At 40.1% G+C, this 18,381-nt stretch carries 18 protein-coding genes; 7 read left to right on the top strand and 11 right to left on the bottom strand.

All coding sequences use genetic code 11. From position 1 onward, the window contains the following. Positions 1 to 2: 2 nt before the first annotated feature. From prsT to ABJE44_RS11610, 11 genes are all read right to left on the bottom strand, one after another. On the bottom strand, positions 3 to 2,828 hold the full coding sequence (prsT, locus tag ABJE44_RS11660; protein WP_348111509.1) for an XrtA/PEP-CTERM system TPR-repeat protein PrsT: 2,826 nt from the start codon (positions 2,826 to 2,828) through the stop codon (positions 3 to 5). Positions 2,829 to 2,913: 85 nt separating this feature from the next. Next, positions 2,914 to 3,864 (bottom strand): choice-of-anchor A family protein, encoded by a 951-nt coding sequence (locus tag ABJE44_RS11655; protein WP_348111508.1) that lies wholly within the window; start codon positions 3,862 to 3,864, stop codon positions 2,914 to 2,916. Positions 3,865 to 4,119: 255 nt separating this feature from the next. Further along, complete coding sequence (arfB, locus tag ABJE44_RS11650) at positions 4,120 to 4,527, bottom strand: alternative ribosome rescue aminoacyl-tRNA hydrolase ArfB (RefSeq protein WP_348111507.1); 408 nt, start codon at positions 4,525 to 4,527, stop codon at positions 4,120 to 4,122. A gap of 2 nt (positions 4,528 to 4,529) precedes the next feature. Next, on the bottom strand, positions 4,530 to 5,174 hold the full coding sequence (locus tag ABJE44_RS11645) for a CPBP family glutamic-type intramembrane protease (RefSeq protein WP_348111506.1): 645 nt from the start codon (positions 5,172 to 5,174) through the stop codon (positions 4,530 to 4,532). A 24-nt stretch (positions 5,175 to 5,198) separates the two neighbouring features. After that, positions 5,199 to 5,498 (bottom strand): YciI family protein, encoded by a 300-nt coding sequence (locus ABJE44_RS11640; protein WP_348111505.1) that lies wholly within the window; start codon positions 5,496 to 5,498, stop codon positions 5,199 to 5,201. 75 nt (positions 5,499 to 5,573) lie between these two features. Beyond that, positions 5,574 to 6,392 carry a tryptophan synthase subunit alpha gene (trpA, locus tag ABJE44_RS11635; protein ID WP_348111504.1) on the bottom strand — a complete coding sequence of 273 codons (819 nt, stop codon included), beginning with the start codon at positions 6,390 to 6,392 and terminating at the stop codon, positions 5,574 to 5,576. After that, the gene (gene trpB, locus ABJE44_RS11630) at positions 6,385 to 7,587 is read right to left on the bottom strand and encodes a tryptophan synthase subunit beta (RefSeq protein WP_348111503.1); all 1,203 of its coding nucleotides are present in this window, start codon (positions 7,585 to 7,587) and stop codon (positions 6,385 to 6,387) included. Before trpB ends, trpA begins: the two co-directional genes overlap by 8 nt. A 65-nt stretch (positions 7,588 to 7,652) precedes the next feature. Continuing rightward, entirely contained in the window at positions 7,653 to 9,038 is a 1,386-nt protein-coding gene (trpCF, locus tag ABJE44_RS11625) for a bifunctional indole-3-glycerol-phosphate synthase TrpC/phosphoribosylanthranilate isomerase TrpF (RefSeq protein WP_348111502.1), read from the bottom strand. Positions 9,039 to 9,055: 17 nt separating this feature from the next. After that, positions 9,056 to 10,069 (bottom strand): anthranilate phosphoribosyltransferase, encoded by a 1,014-nt coding sequence (gene trpD, locus ABJE44_RS11620; protein WP_348111501.1) that lies wholly within the window; start codon positions 10,067 to 10,069, stop codon positions 9,056 to 9,058. Positions 10,070 to 10,074: 5 nt separating this feature from the next. After that, entirely contained in the window at positions 10,075 to 10,716 is a 642-nt protein-coding gene (locus ABJE44_RS11615) for an aminodeoxychorismate/anthranilate synthase component II (RefSeq protein WP_348111500.1), read from the bottom strand. Then, entirely contained in the window at positions 10,716 to 12,314 is a 1,599-nt protein-coding gene (locus ABJE44_RS11610) for an anthranilate synthase component 1 (RefSeq protein WP_348111499.1), read from the bottom strand. The genes ABJE44_RS11615 and ABJE44_RS11610 overlap by 1 nt, the downstream gene beginning before the upstream one ends. Before the next feature lie 307 nt (positions 12,315 to 12,621). On the opposite strand from ABJE44_RS11610, the gene ABJE44_RS11605 reads away from it, so the two are divergent. The 7 genes from ABJE44_RS11605 to ABJE44_RS11575 all read left to right on the top strand — a co-directional run bounded on the left by ABJE44_RS11605 (position 12,622) and on the right by ABJE44_RS11575 (position 18,147). Next, positions 12,622 to 13,476 carry a PHP domain-containing protein gene (locus ABJE44_RS11605; RefSeq protein ID WP_348111498.1) on the top strand — a complete coding sequence of 285 codons (855 nt, stop codon included), beginning with the start codon at positions 12,622 to 12,624 and terminating at the stop codon, positions 13,474 to 13,476. Positions 13,477 to 13,531: 55 nt separating this feature from the next. After that, positions 13,532 to 14,152, top strand: a complete 621-nt coding sequence (locus tag ABJE44_RS11600; RefSeq protein ID WP_133469357.1) for an L-threonylcarbamoyladenylate synthase — start codon at positions 13,532 to 13,534, stop codon at positions 14,150 to 14,152. Between the two features lie 15 nt (positions 14,153 to 14,167). Next, the gene (locus ABJE44_RS11595; RefSeq protein ID WP_348111497.1) at positions 14,168 to 15,034 is read left to right on the top strand and encodes a ScpA family protein; all 867 of its coding nucleotides are present in this window, start codon (positions 14,168 to 14,170) and stop codon (positions 15,032 to 15,034) included. Further along, complete coding sequence (gene scpB, locus ABJE44_RS11590) at positions 15,027 to 15,698, top strand: SMC-Scp complex subunit ScpB (protein WP_348111496.1); 672 nt, start codon at positions 15,027 to 15,029, stop codon at positions 15,696 to 15,698. Before ABJE44_RS11595 ends, scpB begins: the two co-directional genes overlap by 8 nt. After that, positions 15,698 to 16,558, top strand: coding sequence for a 23S rRNA pseudouridine(2605) synthase RluB (gene rluB, locus ABJE44_RS11585; protein WP_348111495.1), 861 nt, complete (start codon positions 15,698 to 15,700; stop codon positions 16,556 to 16,558). Before scpB ends, rluB begins: the two co-directional genes overlap by 1 nt. Positions 16,559 to 17,361: 803 nt before the next feature. Beyond that, positions 17,362 to 17,598 (top strand): hypothetical protein, encoded by a 237-nt coding sequence (locus tag ABJE44_RS11580; protein WP_348111494.1) that lies wholly within the window; start codon positions 17,362 to 17,364, stop codon positions 17,596 to 17,598. Between the two features lie 90 nt (positions 17,599 to 17,688). Further along, a complete protein-coding gene (locus ABJE44_RS11575) occupies positions 17,689 to 18,147 on the top strand; it encodes a GNAT family N-acetyltransferase (RefSeq protein ID WP_348111493.1) in 459 nt (152 codons plus the stop codon). The last annotated feature ends 234 nt before the right edge of the window (positions 18,148 to 18,381 follow it).

Raw genomic sequence — 18,381 nt, 5'->3', positions numbered from 1 at the left:
AACTATTTATTACCTAATTCTTTGTATAAAGCCTTAGCAGCGTCCTCATTTTCGAAGTTTTGCTTTTTGCTAAAAAGTGCTTCTAGCTCTGATTTTGCTTCATCCACTAAACCTAATTTATCTAAGCTGACTGCAATGTAATAGTGTAAAACTAAATTTTGCTGATCCCGAGAATAGGCTCTCCTGAGTAACTCTAAACCTTCTTTTGGCTGGTTTTGTTGGGTAAGTAACCAACCATAAATCGTTAAGGTGTTAGGATTTTTGTTATCTAATGTATAGGATCTTAAAGCATACTCCATGCTTTTTTGTAGATCTGTTTCCATGTATATATTTGCTAGTCTATTTAAAATCCCTTGAGACTCTTTTAAGTCAGGGTGTTGTAACAACCGTTCATACTGTGACGCTGCTAATTCATAACTTTCTTGATAGTAGTAATACTGAGCTAGTAAGTTACGAGGAAAAAAACGATTTGGGTATTTATCGACAATTTGATCTATTTTATTCTTAAACGGTGCAGCGTCTATTCCTTTTAGCGTCAACGCGTAGAGTTTTGCTAACGCCAATTCATAGTTTTCGTCCAGCTCAATACTTCTTAAATAGTGTTTATTCGCCTTGATTAAATCACCTTGCTGTTCAGCTAACCTACCTTGTAAAAAGAATACTTGAGCTTGCAGTGGATATTTTTCTAATAGATTTGATAGGTGTTCTGCTGCGGTAACTGTTTGATTTTCATTAAGTAAAAACTCAGCCAATTGTAGTGCTAATCGCAAACTATTAGGCTGTAATATTTGAGCTTTAATGAGGGACTGCGTCGCAGCGTCTACGTCGCCCGCTAGTAATTGTAATTTATGCAATGCAATCATCAGTGCTGCATCATTGTTTCCAAGCCGTTGCAGCTCTTGCATGGTGCGTTGGCTATTTACTTTGTCATTTTGGGCTATATATATCTGTGCTTTTTGAATCACATATTTGGGATTTTCTTGATCACTGCTACTTAGTCGGTTTAGTTGCAGTAATGCACTTCTATATTCTTGTTGTGAGACATATATAGAGGTAAGGCCTTCAAGTGCTGCAACATTTGATTTGTCATTCAATAGGACTTTTCGATAATTTTGAAGTGCATCATTTATTTGATTTTGCTTCACTTGCATTTCAGCAAGTAACAATAGTGCTGCAGGATAATTGGGCTTTTTACCTAATATATAGGTTATTAATTTTTGAGCTTTATCTAACTGACCGAGCAAGTACCAGGTTGATGCTAGGTTATAGCGAGCCGAAGTAAACTCAGGACTAATGGATAGGGCTTTATTAAAGTAGTCTTGAGATCCTTGAATTTGATTGAGTTTTATTAAAATAGCACCTTTTATATTTAAGGAAACAGGGTCTTCTGGGTTCAAAGCTAATAATTGGGTAATACTGGTATTGGCGTTGTCAAAAAGTCCTGCCTGTAAATTTAAGATGCTATGCACTAGTAGCACGGCTTGGTTATTTGGAGCTTTCGCTAATAACTGTTCAAGACTCTGTAGTCCTTGTTGTGTCTTACCTCTCGCTATTAGTAACTTTGTTTGTAATAACTGCACCTGAATATTATCTGCGTAGTTCTTATTGAGTGTTTCTATTAATGACAATGCTTTAAAATTTTTGTCATTATTGATATACAAATCCCCTAACATGATTAGCGTGTCAGGTAGAGCATCAAACATGCTGATATTTTCTTCCAATAACTCCATCGCTTTTTTTTCTTTATTTATCGCAATGTAGCTTTTAGCTAAGTAAATGATTGGAGATAAATCGTTTTTATCAAATTGTCTTAATGCAGTGAAATCACGAATAGCAAACTCATAATTTTTTTGCCTAAACTCAATTAACGCCCTAAGAAATAACAGAGACTGATCTTCTATAACTAATTCGTTTGGATAATTTTTTATTTTTGCTGATAATTCGTTAAACTTTTTTTCAGCAGCAGGGGCTAGATCTGTTCCTTGTTGTAACCAACTGTTCACTAAAATAGCAAATGGATCATTGGGGTCAGCAGTTAATATAGTATTGACGGTTTTCTTAGCTGCTTCTTGGTTGCTTGATGCAAGGTAAACGTCTGCAAGGTGTCTCAATATGTAAGGGTCATTTGGGTTTAGTTCAAAAGCTTTTTCTAAGTAGGTAAGGGCATCTGTTAGGTTATTCTGTTGTCTCGATACTAAGCCTTTTAATTGCCATGTAATAGCGTTACTTGGATCTATGTTACCAGCTTGGGATAAGTACTCTTGTGCCTCCGTATAATTTTTTAAGGTTAAAGCAATATTGGCTAAACCATTAAGTTGTTCTGACTTATCTTTAGAAATACTTCCTAAATTTTTATAACTCGTAGTGGCACATTCATAATTTTTTGCCTGCATACAAGCGTTTGCTCTTAGTCGTAACCAGTCTTTTAATTGCGTATCTGGAAATGAATTAAAGCCTGAATAGTCGATAACTTGCTGATATTCTTTTAACTTTATTAAGGTGAGGCCCCAAGACGTTGCAAATAAACTAACGTCTGCACCTTGGTTTATAGCTTCTGAAAACTCTACCTCTGCAGTTCGGTATTGACCTTGTTTAGTCAACAACTGTCCCATTAATACTTTAGATGGAAGGTTTTCAGGACTTTCATGGAGTGCATTTTTAAGGTGGATCATTGATTCATCGAAACGCTCAGCTTTGTATGCTGATAAAGCATTTTCATAGTGTAACTGAGAGTCGGCTAGTGCTAGGGGAGAAACCAATAAACAGAATGCTAATGTCCATCCTCGTTTCCATATATGAGGAAGAGTACCTCTCAATATCTTGTGCATTTAATTGACCTTTAAAAATGAAAAAAGACGGATAAATCCGTCTTTTTAATCATATCAGCTTAGTCAATCTAACTGAAATCAAACATTACTTTTTGAACTTACGACGGGTAATAAATAAGATCCCTAATCCTATAAGTGCAAGACCAGCTGGAGCTGGGACTTCAGTAGAAGGTGTTGTACTGGTGTCTGGTGTATACGCAAACAGAGAGTTATGAAGTTCAACATTACCACTATATGACTTGGCCGCCAATGCCCCTTCCAAATGCCCTGTTGAGCTTGATACATCAGCATAGGGAGCGAGTATAGAGCCAACCCAACCATCACTTTGGAAACTAATTGATGTGGCAGTATTAAAATTCCATAAAACTAAAGAGGCTAGTGAATCACCTTGAAGGCCAGCTCCTTTATTACCAATTTTAGTTGTAATTACTATATCTCCTACACCGATGACATTAATTACCACTGGAACATCGGGTAACTGTGCAAGGTCAAGTTCTCCACCATTACTTAAGTCACTAGCATTGATGTTAATAACATTTAAGCCAGAGGTTTCATTTGCTGTGATTAACTTGTTGTTTTGATCAGAGCCGTCAAAGCTGCCATTTGTTTCTAAACCTGCAAAATAATTACTATCACTTATGACTTGGTCATAGATGCTATTAAATTCAGATGCGAGTGTAGTTTGCGAAACGTTAGTCGCACTGCCACCACCATTGAGGTTAAAGCCATTAGATGCGGAGCCTCCATAAACAGCATTATGTCCGTTTTGAATGGTTAATTTAGGACTAATATTGCCGACTACGGTTACGGCATCAACATTTGGTTCAGGAGATAAGGCAGCCCCAAATACAATTGTATTTCCATTTATATCCCCGCCAATAAATGCACTGCCTTCAACTTCAGCATTTGTTTGCAGGTCATTTTGAAGAATTAAATTGTATGAACCTACATGAGCTTGAGTGTTTACAGTTGCATTGACTTGACTAGAAAATAGACCTAGAAAAGTTAACGCGGTAAATAGAATTTTAAACTTCATAAAATATACCTTGAGAAATCGATAACAACATTTTGCTTTCGTAAAGCATTAATTGTGCCACGTATTTAAGTTGTTGTTTTGTAATTGCTTTTAATTGTTTGTTTATTCTTTTTACATTGCAGTGTAAAAATATTTGACAAATCAATGCAAGTTAACAGACTAAATATTGTACTTTTGTTAAATTATTAGACAAGTGTGGTTGAGGTTATAGTTTTATCTGCCGGTATTAATTTTGATACAAGAGTTGGCGTATGCTTAATAATCTACTTTACGCCTAAGAGCTTTAGTCTTTCCAGATTTTACTTTACTGTCCACACGTTTTCTTTGAGAGCTACGAGTGGGTTTGGTAGCTCGGCGGGCTTTTTGCAATTTACCTGCATCTATTAATATTTCGGTTAATCTATCTAATGCATCCTGTTTGTTCATTTCTTGGGTGCGATGATTTTGTGCTTTGATGATTAAAATACCATCCTGGGTGATACGTTTGTCTTTAACTGATAAAAGCTTTTGTTTTACGTATTCAGGAATAGGCGCCTGTTTGATATTAAATCTTAAGTGGATCGCACTAGACACTTTATTAACATTTTGCCCCCCAGCACCCTGTGCCCGCATGGCGCTTAAATCGATGGCAGCTGATAAATGCTCAAGGTTAGGAATGTACATAGTTAGGCTCCAGGGAAGGCAAGCATTTCACCTAAGCCTAAAGTGAATAACCATAAACCATAAGCTGAGTGTTCTAAGGTGATTAATAATAAAGAACGGCTTTTTTGATAGGTCAATGCGAATAATACTCCACCAATAAATGTCAGTAAAAATACCAGTCCATTTAGGAATATTACATGAGCAAAACAAAATAATGATGCATTAAAACCGATTAATAGGCGCTGATTCACAATCAAGCCACTGTAGCGTTTGTAAAAGAATACCCTATATACAAACTCTTGTGGGTAAACTGAACAAACAGCATAAAAAATACAGATCCCAAACCATAGGGAAGGGTTGCCAGTTACCACAGAAAATAAAGACTCAGGCATAGTTATGGCGACTAAAATTAATGAAATAATGACGAATATTAAAAAACGTAACCACATCATCCATGAGCCTGGGTAATGGCCAAAGTACAACAAATGTCGGCGCTTCAATAATCCCATGTTTTTACTTTGGTAGACACAATAACAAACGCCACTGAGTACTAGGCAGAGTTTTAACCAAGGGGATATTGGTAATAATAATGAGGCTGGTAAACATATAAACAACCAGCCTAGTTCTAGCCACAGTAATTTTGATGACTTTTTACTTTCGTTAATCATATTACTGATTAAGTATTAAAAGGTTTATGGCAATACCACTTTATAAGGTTTAACTACGACTTTGCTATATACACCTGCAAGCGCATAAGGATCGCTATCGGCCCATGTCTTAGCCTCTTCTAGGCTTGGAAAATCAATAATGACCACTGAGCCTGTAAAACCTGCTTCACCGGGATCTTCGCTATCTATCGCTGGGCAAGGGCCGGCAACTAGCACTCTGCCTTGATCAGCCACAACTTGAATGCGCTCTAGGTGTGCTGCTCGTGTTTTCTTGCGAAGAGGTAAACTGTTTTCTACATCTTCAGAATAAATGACATACCACATGTTTTATATCCTTTGTAAATTGCCCTTAACGATAACCAAGGTTTTACGTTAAGGGCTTCATTTGATTACTACTGTTTACTTATGGGTTGCGGCTTTCATGTTTGAGACAAACTCTTTGAGCTTTTCTAGCATAACATCAGGCTTGTCTAAGTTTTCTGCAACAATATTTACCGTTGCCGAGCCAGAAATAGCGCCGGCCGCACCAGATTTAATGGCATCTGCCACTTGCTCAGGAGTTGAAATACCAAAGCCAAGTAAAGGTGGTGCTACCTTGTATTGAGCTAGCTTATTAATTAACTCACTGGCCGGAATGCTAACGGCGGTTTCGGCACCTGTTACACCTGCACGGCCAAGCAAGTAGGTATAACCTTGTGACTTATCGCCAATCTCGGCTAGGGTTTCATCGCTGGCATTAGGTGGCGCGATTAAGATTTGTTTAATACCGGTTTGTTCGGCTACTGCAATAAAACGGTCAGCTTCACGTAAAGGTACATCGGCAATTAAGATTGAATCTATCCCTGCTGCAGCGGCATCTTGATAGAACTGTTCGATACCGCGTTTTAGCACTAGGTTGCTGTATAAAAGCAAACCAATGGGGATTTCTTTATTGGTTTCGCGTACTTTTTTTATCACCTCAAAACATTCAGTGGTTTTGATTTTGTGACTCAAGGCGCGGATAGCTGCATTTTGAATAGTTGGGCCATCGGCAATAGGATCTGAGTAGGGGAAACCTAGCTCTAGAGCGTCTGCTCCACTTTCGATGAGGGCATTGATTATATCAACCGAGGTATCTGCATCAGGGTCGCCAACCATAACAAATGGAACAAAACCGCCTTGGTTTTTGTCATCTAGCTTTTTAAACATATCGCTGTAGCGATCGATAGCATTACTCATTATCTGCTCCTCCAGTAAAAGCATCGCCCAAAATACTGTGAACATGGGCTAAATCTTTGTCACCTCTACCAGATAAATTAACCACAATTATGGTGTCGTCTTCGGCTTCATCAGCCATATTCAAGCCGTGGGCTAGAGCATGGGATGACTCAAGTGCTGGGATGATCCCTTCTTTGCGTGACAAGATTTGAAATGCATTTAAGGCCTCTTCGTCTGTTACAGAGACATATTCAGCGCGGCCAATATCAGATAAATAAGCATGTTGTGGACCAACGGCTGGGTAGTCTAACCCCGCAGATACAGAGTAAGACTCTTCAATTTGGCCGTCTTCGTCTTGCATAATATAGCTATAGGCTCCATGTAAAATACCGGTTGTACCTTTACCTAATGCCGCACCGTGCTCTTTGGTATGCACACCTTTACCTGCTGGCTCTACGCCAACTAGTTTTACACTTGGTTCGTCGATAAAATCTGCGAACATGCCAATGGCATTTGAGCCGCCGCCTACACATGCCACCACAGCATCTGGCAGACGCCCTTCTTTTTCTAATATTTGCGCACGGGTTTCTTCACCAATCATGCGGTGGAATTCACGAACTATAGTGGGGAATGGATGAGGGCCTGCTGCCGTACCTAGCAGGTAGTGTGCTTTGTCATAACTTGCAGACCAATCACGCATCGCTTCGTTTACGGCATCTTTAAGAGTGCCAGAACCCGCAGTGACGGGAATAACTTCAGCGCCCATTAATCGCATTCTAAATACGTTCGGGGCTTGACGCTCAACATCTTTAGCACCCATATAAATACGGGCTTTTAATCCCATTAACGCACAAGCCAATGCTGTGGCTACACCATGCTGTCCCGCACCTGTTTCGGCAATAACTTCAGTTTTACCCATACGTTTGGTAAGTAATGCTTGTCCTAAAACCTGATTGGTTTTGTGGGCTCCACCATGTAATAAGTCTTCACGCTTGAGGTAAAGTTTTACTTTAGGATTACTGACTAAATTACGGGTTAAGGTCATGGCTGTAGGGCGGCCAGCGTAATCTTTTAATAGGCCCATAAACTCAGCCTGAAACTCAGGATCGTTTTGAGCGTCAATAAAAGCTTGTTCAAGCTGGTCTAATGCAGGAATAAGTAACTCGGGCACATACATGCCGCCGTATTCCCCAAATTTACTATCTAAATGATTCATTTATTACTCACTTTAAATTTTATAGTTTTTGAGACTTTCGCTTTGGCTACCGTCACAAATTGCACTTAATATTTTCTTAATTCACTAAACGCTTGGTCAATTTTTGTTTGCGCTTTAATACCCGGAGTAGTTTCTACTCCTGAGTTTAAATCAAGCATGGCAAGTCCATAATTAGCTGCTTGTTTTATATTGTCTGGATTGATACCACCGGCTAAAACAATTTTAGACTTGTCGGTGATCCCATCTAACAATTGCCAACTAAATGTTTGGCCTGTGCCCCCGGATTGCTCTCCCACTTGGCAATCTAATAAGAATAAGTCGACATTTTTTTCATTCATGTCAGGCAGGCTGTCTTTGACCCCTTTAGCTAACCATATTTGACAACTTGGGGGTAATAGAACACCTAGTTGGTCAATATACTTTTGGTCTTCTTGACCATGTAACTGCACGGCAGCCAAGTTAAATTCCTTAGAGTACCGTACGACTTTTTCGATAGGCGCATTCACAAACACTCCTACGTAGTTAAATGGCACAGCATAGGTAATTTGTCTGGCTTGCTCTAAGGTTACGTAGCGCTTAGATTTTTCAGCAAATATTAAACCGGCATAGCTCGCGGGACTGTCCTTAACCATTTTTGCGCCAGACAAACTGGTGGTACCGCACACTTTTACTGTTCCGTAGATCAATTGTTTGGTGGCAAGCTTAACGTCATCTTCTGCCATTAATGAACTGCCCACTAAGAAGCCATCAGCAATAGGGGCAAGTCTTAATACATCTTGATGAGTGTAAATACCAGACTCGGAAATGATCACATGGTCATGACTGGCATGTTCTTTAATAAGCGGGACTAAGCGTTCTGTGGTAGCTAAATCGGTACTTAAATCACGTAAGTCGCGATTATTAATACCGATGATCTTGGCTTTTAGCTGGCACGCTCTTAGTACTTCTTCTTCGTTACTGACTTCTGTTAACACGTCTAGTTGGTAACGCTCAGCTAGGGTAGACAAGGTGGCGTAATCTTCATTACTTAATACAGATAGCATCAGTAATACGGCATCTGCATTATGATAACGGGCCAAGTAAATTTGATAAGACTCAATGAAAAAATCTTTATTGATAACAGGTTGAGTGACATTGGCGCGCACATACTCTAAGTATTCAAATTTACCCTGAAAATATTTTTCATCGGTCAATACCGATATACATGCGGCATAGGGGCTGTAAGCCTGAATAATTTCATCCAGGTTAAAGTTTTCACGTATTAACCCTTTAGATGGAGACGCTTTTTTACATTCTAAAACAAAGCCCGCATTAGGCTGTGCTAGGGCATCATAAAAACTTCTATCGGATGGAGTTAAGTTATCAATAAAGGTTTCTAGCGGTAAGTCTAGTTTACGTTGCGTGATTTCTTGTTGTTTGTCTAAAACAATTTTTTCTAATACGTTAGCCATCTGACTTAATTATCCCCTTATGAATGTTGGCTGATATCAGCAGATTGATTAATGGTGGCTAAAGGTAATTTTTGTGCCATGGCCGCTATTGCCATTTCTGCACCTAGTGCATACGTGTCAGCTTTGCCACATAATTTAAGTAGTGCACCGGTATTCATGGCGACAGCTGCTTGGTGTGCAGGTTGACCATTTCCTACCAGCACATCTTCGATTAGGGCTTTATTTTCTTCAGGCTCTCCACCTTTAATGGCCTCAAGTGGATAGTTTTCAAGACCAAAGTCTGCTGGCGAAACAGAATATTCAGTAAGTACTTCGCCATTTACCTCTACCACTTGAGTTTCTCCGTGTAAAGCAAATTCATCTAAGCCGCTGCCATGCACAACAAGTGCTTTTTGATAACCCAAAAGTTGTAAGGTTTGTGCAAACGGCTTTAAAAGTTCAGGGGCATATACCCCAATGATGATATGACTGGGACGGGCAGGGTTAACCAAAGGCCCTAACAAATTAAAAAGGGTACGTGTTTTAAGGGTGGTTCGAACTGGCATCGCATGACGAATACCTGAGTGATAATTAGGAGCAAACAAAAAACACAAGTTTGAATCATCAAGGCACTTACGAGCGATATCCGCTGACATGGGAAGTGCTAAGCCGAAGGCATTAAATAGGTCTGCTGAGCCAGATTTGCTCGATACACTGCGGTTACCATGTTTTGCCACACGTACACCACAACTTGCAGCAACAATAGCTGAAGCAGATGAAATATTAATGGTGTTGTGGCCATCACCGCCTGTGCCTACAATATCTGCAAAGTCATAATCAGGACGGGGGAAAGCAGCAGCATTAGCTATTAAAGCATTGGCTGCACCAGCAATTTCACTAGGTTTTTCACCTTTTATTTTTAACGCAGTTAGCAAAGAAGATAAAACAATATCGTCTACTTGGCCTGTGACTACCTCAGAAAATACTTGGGTAACGTCATCTTGTTTTAAGTCTTGGCCTTGGTATAGCTGTTCAAGAATAGTGTGGATCATCTGCTTTAAACCTTATCCTGAGTTAAAAATTGTATACTTTGCATCAGTAATTGACTGCCATGGGAGGTCAGAATAGATTCTGGATGAAACTGAAACCCCAGCATCTTATCTTGTAAGTGCGCCACCGCCATAGGGATCTCTTTATAATTAGCTAATAAAGTCAGTTCTTCTGGCATTTCACTGGCCATCAATGAGTGATATCGGGCAACAGGCAGAGGTTGTGGCATATCAGCGAACATTTTATCACCGCAGTGCTCTATGAAAGAAGACTTACCGTGCATGACTTTACTAGCACGAATAATTTTACCACCATAGGCTTCAACAATGGCTTGGTGCCCTAGGCAAATACCCAGTACAGGGAATTTACCTTTAACTAAATTGAGTAAGGTTAACATTGAACCTGCTTGAGTAGGGTTACCAGGCCCAGGAGAGAGCATTAACATGACTTGTTTTGTGTGGCCTTGAGAGTCTTTCTCTGTGGCCTTTTGCTGCATCTTTTGTAAGATTAATTCAGCAGGGACTGAGTTGCGATATACAATTAATTCTAGGCCTAGGGTTCTAAGTTCATCTACAAGGTTGTATGTAAATGAATCAAAGTTATCTAACAAGAACACGCAGGTTTTTTGGTTCACAGTAGCTGTATTCATTACGCATCTCCTTGAGTTTGTGAGCTTGAGATAATGGCGCTAATCACGGCTTGTGCTTTACCACGGGTTTCGTCTGCTTCAGATTGTGGGTCTGAATCGAATACCACTCCCGCTCCTGCTTGAATGTATGCGGTGTCATTTTTAACAAAGGCAGAACGAATAACGATGCAGGTATCCATATCTCCATTGTTGTTTAGATACCCAACAGCCCCGCCGTAACTGCCGCGACGCTCTTGCTCAACTTCTCGAATAAGCGTCGCCGCACTGACTTTAGGCGCGCCTACCAAAGTGCCCATGTTCATGCATGCTTGATAAGCATTTAAAGCGTCTAAATCTTCACGTAGTTGGCCCACCACTCTAGATACCAGATGCATAACGTGTGAATAGCGGTCAACTTTAAGTAGGTCGGTAACATAGCGAGTGCCAGGCTTTGATACTTTAGCCACGTCATTTCGGGCTAAATCTACCAACATGATATGTTCGGCTCGTTCTTTTTGATCTTCTTGCAGGTTTAGTTCTAAGCGACAATCTAAGTCTAAATCTAGACTACCGTCGGCCCGTTTTCCCCTTGGGCGAGTACCCGCTATAGGGTAAATTTCGACTTGATTAGTTTGCTTGGTATATTTTAATGCTGACTCGGGGGATGCCCCAAAAATACTAAAGTCGTCATCCTGTAAAAAAAACATATAGGGGCTAGGGTTTTGTTTTTTAAGCTCACGATAGGCATCGTGTGGGTGCGGACAAGGTAAACTAAAGGTACGAGAAGGTACGACTTGAAATATATCCCCGGCCAAAATGTCTTCTTTCAAACGCACCACATCTTGCTTGTATTCTTCGTCAGATTTATTAACCGTTAAGCTGCTGGCGTCTATAGGATTTTTAACCACGTCTGCAAGGGGCTTGATAGTGCTGAGCTTATGTTTAATCTGCTCTAAACGCTGACTAATCGTAAAAAAGTTATTACCAATGTTTTTACCACTGAAAACACTGCCAATAATATCGGTTTGTTTAGTTTGATGGTCTATTACCACTAAGCTTTCGGCAAGATAAAACACGAAATCAGGACAGGTATTAGCGCTGCCTTTTACATCGGGTAATTTTTCAAAGCTAGCGAGTAAGTCGTAAGCTAGCGCGCCTCCTAAGAATACCGCATTAGGATGATTACGAATGGCAGTAATCTTATTGGTGATTAACCTAAGTACGTCAAATACTGCAGGGGCTTTTAGGCGACTGTCTTCATCTAACTCAGACTCTGCTTCTGGAAAGGTTAACGTCACCACTCCCGCGCCAGGGTCATAGTGATGGTTCACACCCACTGGGCAGTATTCATCAAACATGGGTAAAACAGCGCGGCCGTTATCTGTTAATGCTCGGCAAGTTACTACCGAGCCATTGCACTCAAGTTTTACTGCGGCATCGACTAACAGTAAACTTTTAAGATTGTCTTTACTGTTAATTTCGGCTGATTCAAGCAGAAGGTTATTCGTTTTTCCTTGGCACAAATACTGATACGCATGGAGAGGGTCAGCAATATAATCTGCTTGAATGACTAGGGTTTCTACTTTACCTGTCTGCTCTGTTAACTGGGCTAAACTCATTTTTTTATTCTCAATTGATATTTTTCTTGGCGAGCAGATGTAAAAAAGCCCGCATATTATACGGGCTTTCTTGGAAATTTATTTGCAAAAATACAAACACTCACAGCCCGTTAGTTCAGGTTGTGCCACCACCAAATGATTTGTGCTTGAATATTTTTCATTTATATCAGTTCTCTTACTGTTAAGTCTGCTAATCAAAGTCGAATCAGTGTAATATAACAATCTCTCGACGGGCTATAGAAGAAAACAAAAAGGCTTCTGTGTCAACACCCTAATTATTCTTTAATATAAAAAAGTTAATCACTACATGAAAATCGACCTGCATAGCCACACTCATTATTCTGATGGGAAACTCTCTCCAGAAGAGCTCATTACCCGAGCTCACACCATGCAGGTGAACGTTTTAGCGATTACCGATCACGACACCGTTGACGGCATTAACCAAGCTATTAATTTTCAAACTCAGCAAAAAAGAGATATGCAAATATTACCCGGTGTAGAGATTTCTACCTCTTGGCATAATTTTGATATTCATATATTGGGGTTAAATGTTGACCACACCGACTCACAATTTTTAGAGCGTTTAGACCTCCAAAGCCAAGAGCGGGATAGACGGGCTCAAAAAATGTCAGACAAACTGGCAAAAGTGGGCATAGATAATGTTTTGCAAGATGCTAAAACATTAGCTGGAGTAGGGCAGCTTACTCGGGCTCACTTTGCTAGGGTATTAGTTGAACGTAATGTGGTTAAAGATTTTGACACCGTATTTAAAAAGTATTTAGGTAAGGGTAAAAAAGCCCATGTAAAACCCCAGTGGATAAGCATTCAAGAAGCTATTCAATGGATACATGACGCAGGGGGAAAAGCCGTATTAGCTCATCCTGGTCACTACGACATGACAAGCAAATGGTTAAGGCGCTTAGTGGAAGAGTTCACACAAGGTGGCGGTGATGGCATGGAAGTGACTCATTCTCATCTTTCTCGAGATAAAAAAGCGTTGTTAACTAGTCTTGCCGAAGAGCATAATTTACAAGCTTCAAGTGGTTCAGATTTTCATTATCCGAATCGTTGGACTGAATTAGGTAAAAACCTTTCGCTTCCTGAGCACCTTGTGCCAATATGGCACGATTGGGCGTTAAATAAACAAAAGACGGCCAGTTAATTAGGTCGTTTATCAACTAAGCAATACTGCTGTGATAGTAGAATAGGAGTTACCCATGAGTCAGTTTTTTTATATACATCCAGATAACCCTCAAGCACGTCTGATCAAGCAATCTTGTGAACTAATACACCAAGGCGCTGTGGTGGTGTACCCCACAGATTCTGGGTATTCAATTGGATGCCATATGAATGATAAGGCTGCCCTAGAGCAAATTTGTCGTATTCGTCAAATCGGTAAAGATCATAACTTCACGCTTATGTGCAGAGATATGTCAGAGCTCTCGGAATATGCCCGAGTCGATAATACTGCATTTAGAATGATCAAAAACAATACCCCAGGACCTTACACCTTTATTCTTAAAGCGACTAAAGAGGTGCCTAAACGGTTACAAAACCCTAAACGTCGAACTATAGGTATTCGGGTTCCCGATAATAAAATCGCCCTCGCTTTATTAGAAGAATTGGGTGAGCCCATGATGTCTACCACTTTAATTTTGCCTGATAGATTAGTTGCAGAATCAAACCCAGATGACATTCGAGACGAGCTTGAAAAACAAGTGGGGCTGATAATCCATGGTGGATTTTTAGGAGAGCAACCCACCACTGTGATTGATTTATCTGAAGACGAAACCACTATTATCCGTGAAGGTAGTGGTGACCTTGCGCCGTTCATTTAAGACGATTTTTATTTTATGTCTGCTGATAACTCTTCATTTTCAAACCCTGATGGTGCAAACGATCCTGTTCAACAGCCTTTGCCCCTTGCGTTTATTAATGGCGAAGCATTAATCGAAAAACCGGAAGATTTATATATTCCGCCAGACGCCCTTGAGCTGATTTTAGAAGCCTTTGAAGGACCGCTAGATTTGCTGTTGTACTTAATTCGCAAACAAAAATTCGACATAGTGAACTTGCCTGTATACCAAGTTACTCAGCAATACATGGAATATGTAGAGTTAATGAAAGACTTAAAGCTTGAGTTGGCAGCTGAATATTTATTGATGGCTGCGATTTTAGCCGAGGTTAAATCACGAATACTGTTACCGAAAAGGCCTGATGCAGAAGACGACGAAGACGACCCCAGAGCCGAGTTAATCCGCCGCTTAAAAGAATACGAAAAAATAAAAGTGGCTGCGCAAGAGTTAGATAATATTCCTCGCCAAGACCGTGACTTATTTAAAGCCAGCGCAAAGGCGGCAGAATCTATTGAGGCAGTTAAAATACTGCCAAAGGTAAGCTTGCAAGAATTGGTGTTGGGGTTTCAATCTGCCATGCAACGGGCCGAGGCTTTTGAACATCATCAAATTGAAAAAGAAACCCTATCTACCCGTGAACGTATGAGCTTTATTTTAGAAAAAATATCCTCAGACCATTACACAGGGTTTGATGAGTTATTTTACGCTAACGAAGGCAAAGCCGGTGTGGTGGTGACATTTTTGGCTATATTAGAACTAGCGAAAGAAAGTTTAATTGACTTAGTACAGGCAGAGCCTTACGCCAATATACATGTAAAAATCAGTAGTGGTACTGGGCAAATACAAGAAGGTGAACATGGCTAAAATATCCCGAGTACAACTTAAACAACTGGTTGAATCGGCCATTTTTGTAGCTGAGCAACCTTTGTCGCAAGAGCGTATACAACAAACTGTGCTAGAAGGTTTAGCCGTTAGTAAAACTATGCTTAAAGATGTGTTAGCCGAACTCAAGCTTGATTACCAAGCCAGAGGTATTCAGCTGGTGGAAGTTGCCTCGGGCTATCGTTTTCAATCGATGGATAGTCTAAGCCCTTGGTTAAGTAAGCTTTGGCAAGAGCAAGCACCGCGATATTCAAGAGCCAGCCTAGAAACTCTGTCGTTAATCGCTTATCGCCAGCCAATTACTCGAGGCGAAATTGAAGATGTTCGCGGCGTATCGGTTAGTAGCCATATTATGAAAACCTTAAGTGAACGAGGTTGGATTAAAGTGGTAGGTCGAAAGGAAGTTCCCGGTAGGCCATCTCTATATGCCACCACTAAAGAGTTTCTAGATTATTTTTCACTTAAAAGTTTGAGTGATTTACCCAGTAGTGACGAATTTATCGCTTCACCAGAAAGCGAAGAACAGCGTAAACAACTCTTAACCATGACCGAAGCGTCTAATATTGAAGAGTTGTCATCAATAACATCTGAAGACCCTGCAAGCGATTTGCCGGATGGCTCAGAACAACCAGAGCAATTACATTAATGAGTGATAAATTACAAAAAGTCCTAGCCAATGCTGGCTTAGGTTCGCGCCGCGAAATGGAGCGTTGGATTGAAGCAGGGCGAGCATCAGTAAACGGCAAGTTAGCCACCTTGGGTGACAGAGTAGAGCCTACTGACAAAATTAGAGTTGACGGTAACCCAGTCAATACAGTGAATGACTCGCCAATATGCCGAGTGCTCATGTACAACAAACCAGAAGGGGAGTTGTGTAGCCGTAAAGATCCTGAAGGCAGAGCCACAGTATTTGACCGCCTGCCCAATATTAAAAACGGCCGTTGGATAGCGGTTGGCCGTTTAGATATCAACACCAGTGGCTTGTTATTGTTTACCAATGACGGTGAGCTAGCTAACCGCCTAATGCACCCTAAACATGAAGTTGAGCGCGAATATTCAGTAAGAGTGTTTGGTGAAGTGGAAGACATGATGCTTAAACGTCTCACCGATGGTGTAAAACTAGAAGATGGTGAAGCTAAATTCACTCAAATAGTGAAAAAGCCCAGCGACGAAGAAAGCCAAAATAGCTGGTATAACGTGAGCTTATCAGAAGGGCGTAATCGTGAAGTTCGTAGACTTTGGGAGTCTCAAGGTTTGCAGGTTAGCCGTCTTATTCGGGTGCGTTATGGTGAGCTCGAGCTTAAAAAACGCTTACCTCAAGGTGGATGGGTCGAATTGCCTTTACCTGATTTGAATACCTTGCGTAAAAGTGTGCAGCTACCAGAAGAAAAAGAAACCTTGATTAAAGTCGAGGCTGATAACAAGCTTGACCATGTTAAGTTAAGCCGTATGCGTAGGTCCGTTAAAAAGCATCGTGTTAGGCAGGCTAATAAGAAACGTAGTTAGTTGTTTGTGTGCACATGCTTATGGCTTAAGCATGTGCTGCGCGCACTGGGCATAAGCTGCGCTTACTCAGGCATGCACTTCGTGCACTAATATTATTCACTACGTTCACCTATGCGCTTAGCTTATTTTTATTCACTTCGTTCACGGCATCCATGCCTTTTTTCAAACGAAATCCATTTCGTCCAACTTACTTTTCTTCAACAGCTAAGAAAAGTAAGCAAAAGAAGCCGTGCTCCATTCAAATTCCTGAACCATAAAATAATAGGCTTAAATGTCGAGTCGGCAATAAGCCGCTCCCAGCTATAAAAGATTGCCTTGTCCGAGCGTCCTTGCTCGGCCACTCGACAAGCTAATTATTCTATGGAGAATTTGTAGTCGCGAAGAATCAAAAGCATGGCTTCGCCACTGTAAGAAGCTTGAGGGTTATAAACTAATAAACTAATAAACTAATAAACTAATAAGTTAATTAGGGAGGTTTTTTTCTTCTAGTTTATATGTTTACTTCTACATTTTTTGTGAATAATCCGTATAACAGCAAGATCTAGGAAATATTCCGTATTTCCCCATATGTTGAATTAGTCAAAGGTCAGAAAGGTAACCTGTACAAAGGGTTATGGGCTATGGTAGAAATGGGTATGTAGAAAGGCGGAAAGATTCCGTGTTTAAACACGGAATTTTTCCATCTATTAATATTGTTAGGCATTAAGTTACTTATGAGGAAAGTCGTATCTATTATCTCAGTTTTGTTTGGACTTTACTTTTGTTGGTCAGCAATATCGATTGATATAGGTAAATCTAATCATATGGGGTCAAGAATAAGTTTGTCTGAAGGTTCTCTTAATCATGAGCTGAAAAAAACCGAACAGTATTTGCCAGAAGAATCTCAAAAGAGATTGATACGTGATATAGATATTGTTATTACTGAGGGTAAATTAGGCTTCAATTTATTGATGGAAACAGTATTTCTACTAATTGCTTCAGGGGGAATTTTGATAGTTTCCGGAATTATCTTATATCCAAGAAAGGCTTCGCAGCAATAATGCCTAACAAAAACCTCAATCAGAAAATCACTCGCTGGCCTTCGGCCAAAGCGCGTCGTGTTTTCTGTTTAGCTTAAGCGTTAGGTGAATATGCGTTTAACTCAACCTTCTGATGCAAATTTTATTGAACTCATGTCTTGGTTTTCGACCGAGGAAGAATTAAGTATTTGGTCTGGACCTGGTTTTAGATATCCATTTGATTTAAGTTCTTTTAAGAGCGACTTAAAACTTGATTCACTAAAGTCATTCTCTCTGGTTTCTGTTGAAGGAAATTTATTGGCATTTGGGCAATATTATCTAAGACTTGATAAGTGTCATCTTGGTCGATTAATTGTTAACCCTAATTTTCGCGGGCAAGGTATCGCTTCCCACTTAATACAAAAGTTGGGTGTTCTGGGTAAAACAGAGTTAAAAACTGATTCATGCTCACTATTTGTATTAGGGCACAATAAAAGTGCAATTCAAGCTTATACCAAACTCGGTTTTTCTATGGCTGATTATCCTGATGAAATACCATTAGAAGATTGCCTGTATATGGTGAAAGTATAAATTCACCTAACAAGGCGTTCAAACGGACAAAAAACAGTTGGTTGTTTTCACTCCGTTCAACATTTTAACCAACAATTTTTTGCCGCTTAACGTGGCGTTGAGGCTGTAGAAAAACCCTAAAATAGTTTGTTTTTTGTTCGCATTTTACTTTCCACAGATCACTGTTTGTGATCAAATAGGTATTATCAATTAGGCAAAGGAGCCTTGGTGATGCCACGTTTTATCCCTCTTAAT

Origin of the sequence: Paraglaciecola sp. (assembly GCF_039942875.1) — a bacterium.
Classification (GTDB): Bacteria; Pseudomonadota; Gammaproteobacteria; order Enterobacterales; family Alteromonadaceae; genus Paraglaciecola.
This window is presented reverse-complemented; position numbering and strand designations above follow the sequence as displayed.

Excerpts from the sequence above, each read along its gene's own strand:
- prsT (WP_348111509.1), bottom strand. The coding sequence starts at position 2,828 with ATGCACAAGATATTGAGAGGTACTCTTCCTCATATATGGAAACGAGGA.
- ABJE44_RS11655 (WP_348111508.1), bottom strand. The coding sequence starts at position 3,864 with ATGAAGTTTAAAATTCTATTTACCGCGTTAACTTTTCTAGGTCTATTT.
- arfB (WP_348111507.1), bottom strand. The coding sequence starts at position 4,527 with ATGTACATTCCTAACCTTGAGCATTTATCAGCTGCCATCGATTTAAGC.
- ABJE44_RS11645 (WP_348111506.1), bottom strand. The coding sequence starts at position 5,174 with ATGATTAACGAAAGTAAAAAGTCATCAAAATTACTGTGGCTAGAACTA.
- ABJE44_RS11640 (WP_348111505.1), bottom strand. The coding sequence starts at position 5,498 with ATGTGGTATGTCATTTATTCTGAAGATGTAGAAAACAGTTTACCTCTT.
- trpA (WP_348111504.1), bottom strand. The coding sequence starts at position 6,392 with ATGAGTAATGCTATCGATCGCTACAGCGATATGTTTAAAAAGCTAGAT.
- trpB (WP_348111503.1), bottom strand. The coding sequence starts at position 7,587 with ATGAATCATTTAGATAGTAAATTTGGGGAATACGGCGGCATGTATGTG.
- trpCF (WP_348111502.1), bottom strand. The coding sequence starts at position 9,038 with ATGGCTAACGTATTAGAAAAAATTGTTTTAGACAAACAACAAGAAATC.
- trpD (WP_348111501.1), bottom strand. The coding sequence starts at position 10,069 with ATGATCCACACTATTCTTGAACAGCTATACCAAGGCCAAGACTTAAAA.
- ABJE44_RS11615 (WP_348111500.1), bottom strand. The coding sequence starts at position 10,716 with ATGAATACAGCTACTGTGAACCAAAAAACCTGCGTGTTCTTGTTAGAT.
- ABJE44_RS11610 (WP_348111499.1), bottom strand. The coding sequence starts at position 12,314 with ATGAGTTTAGCCCAGTTAACAGAGCAGACAGGTAAAGTAGAAACCCTA.
- ABJE44_RS11605 (WP_348111498.1), top strand. The coding sequence starts at position 12,622 with ATGAAAATCGACCTGCATAGCCACACTCATTATTCTGATGGGAAACTC.
- ABJE44_RS11600 (WP_133469357.1), top strand. The coding sequence starts at position 13,532 with ATGAGTCAGTTTTTTTATATACATCCAGATAACCCTCAAGCACGTCTG.
- ABJE44_RS11595 (WP_348111497.1), top strand. The coding sequence starts at position 14,168 with ATGTCTGCTGATAACTCTTCATTTTCAAACCCTGATGGTGCAAACGAT.
- scpB (WP_348111496.1), top strand. The coding sequence starts at position 15,027 with ATGGCTAAAATATCCCGAGTACAACTTAAACAACTGGTTGAATCGGCC.
- rluB (WP_348111495.1), top strand. The coding sequence starts at position 15,698 with ATGAGTGATAAATTACAAAAAGTCCTAGCCAATGCTGGCTTAGGTTCG.
- ABJE44_RS11580 (WP_348111494.1), top strand. The coding sequence starts at position 17,362 with ATGGGGTCAAGAATAAGTTTGTCTGAAGGTTCTCTTAATCATGAGCTG.
- ABJE44_RS11575 (WP_348111493.1), top strand. The coding sequence starts at position 17,689 with ATGCGTTTAACTCAACCTTCTGATGCAAATTTTATTGAACTCATGTCT.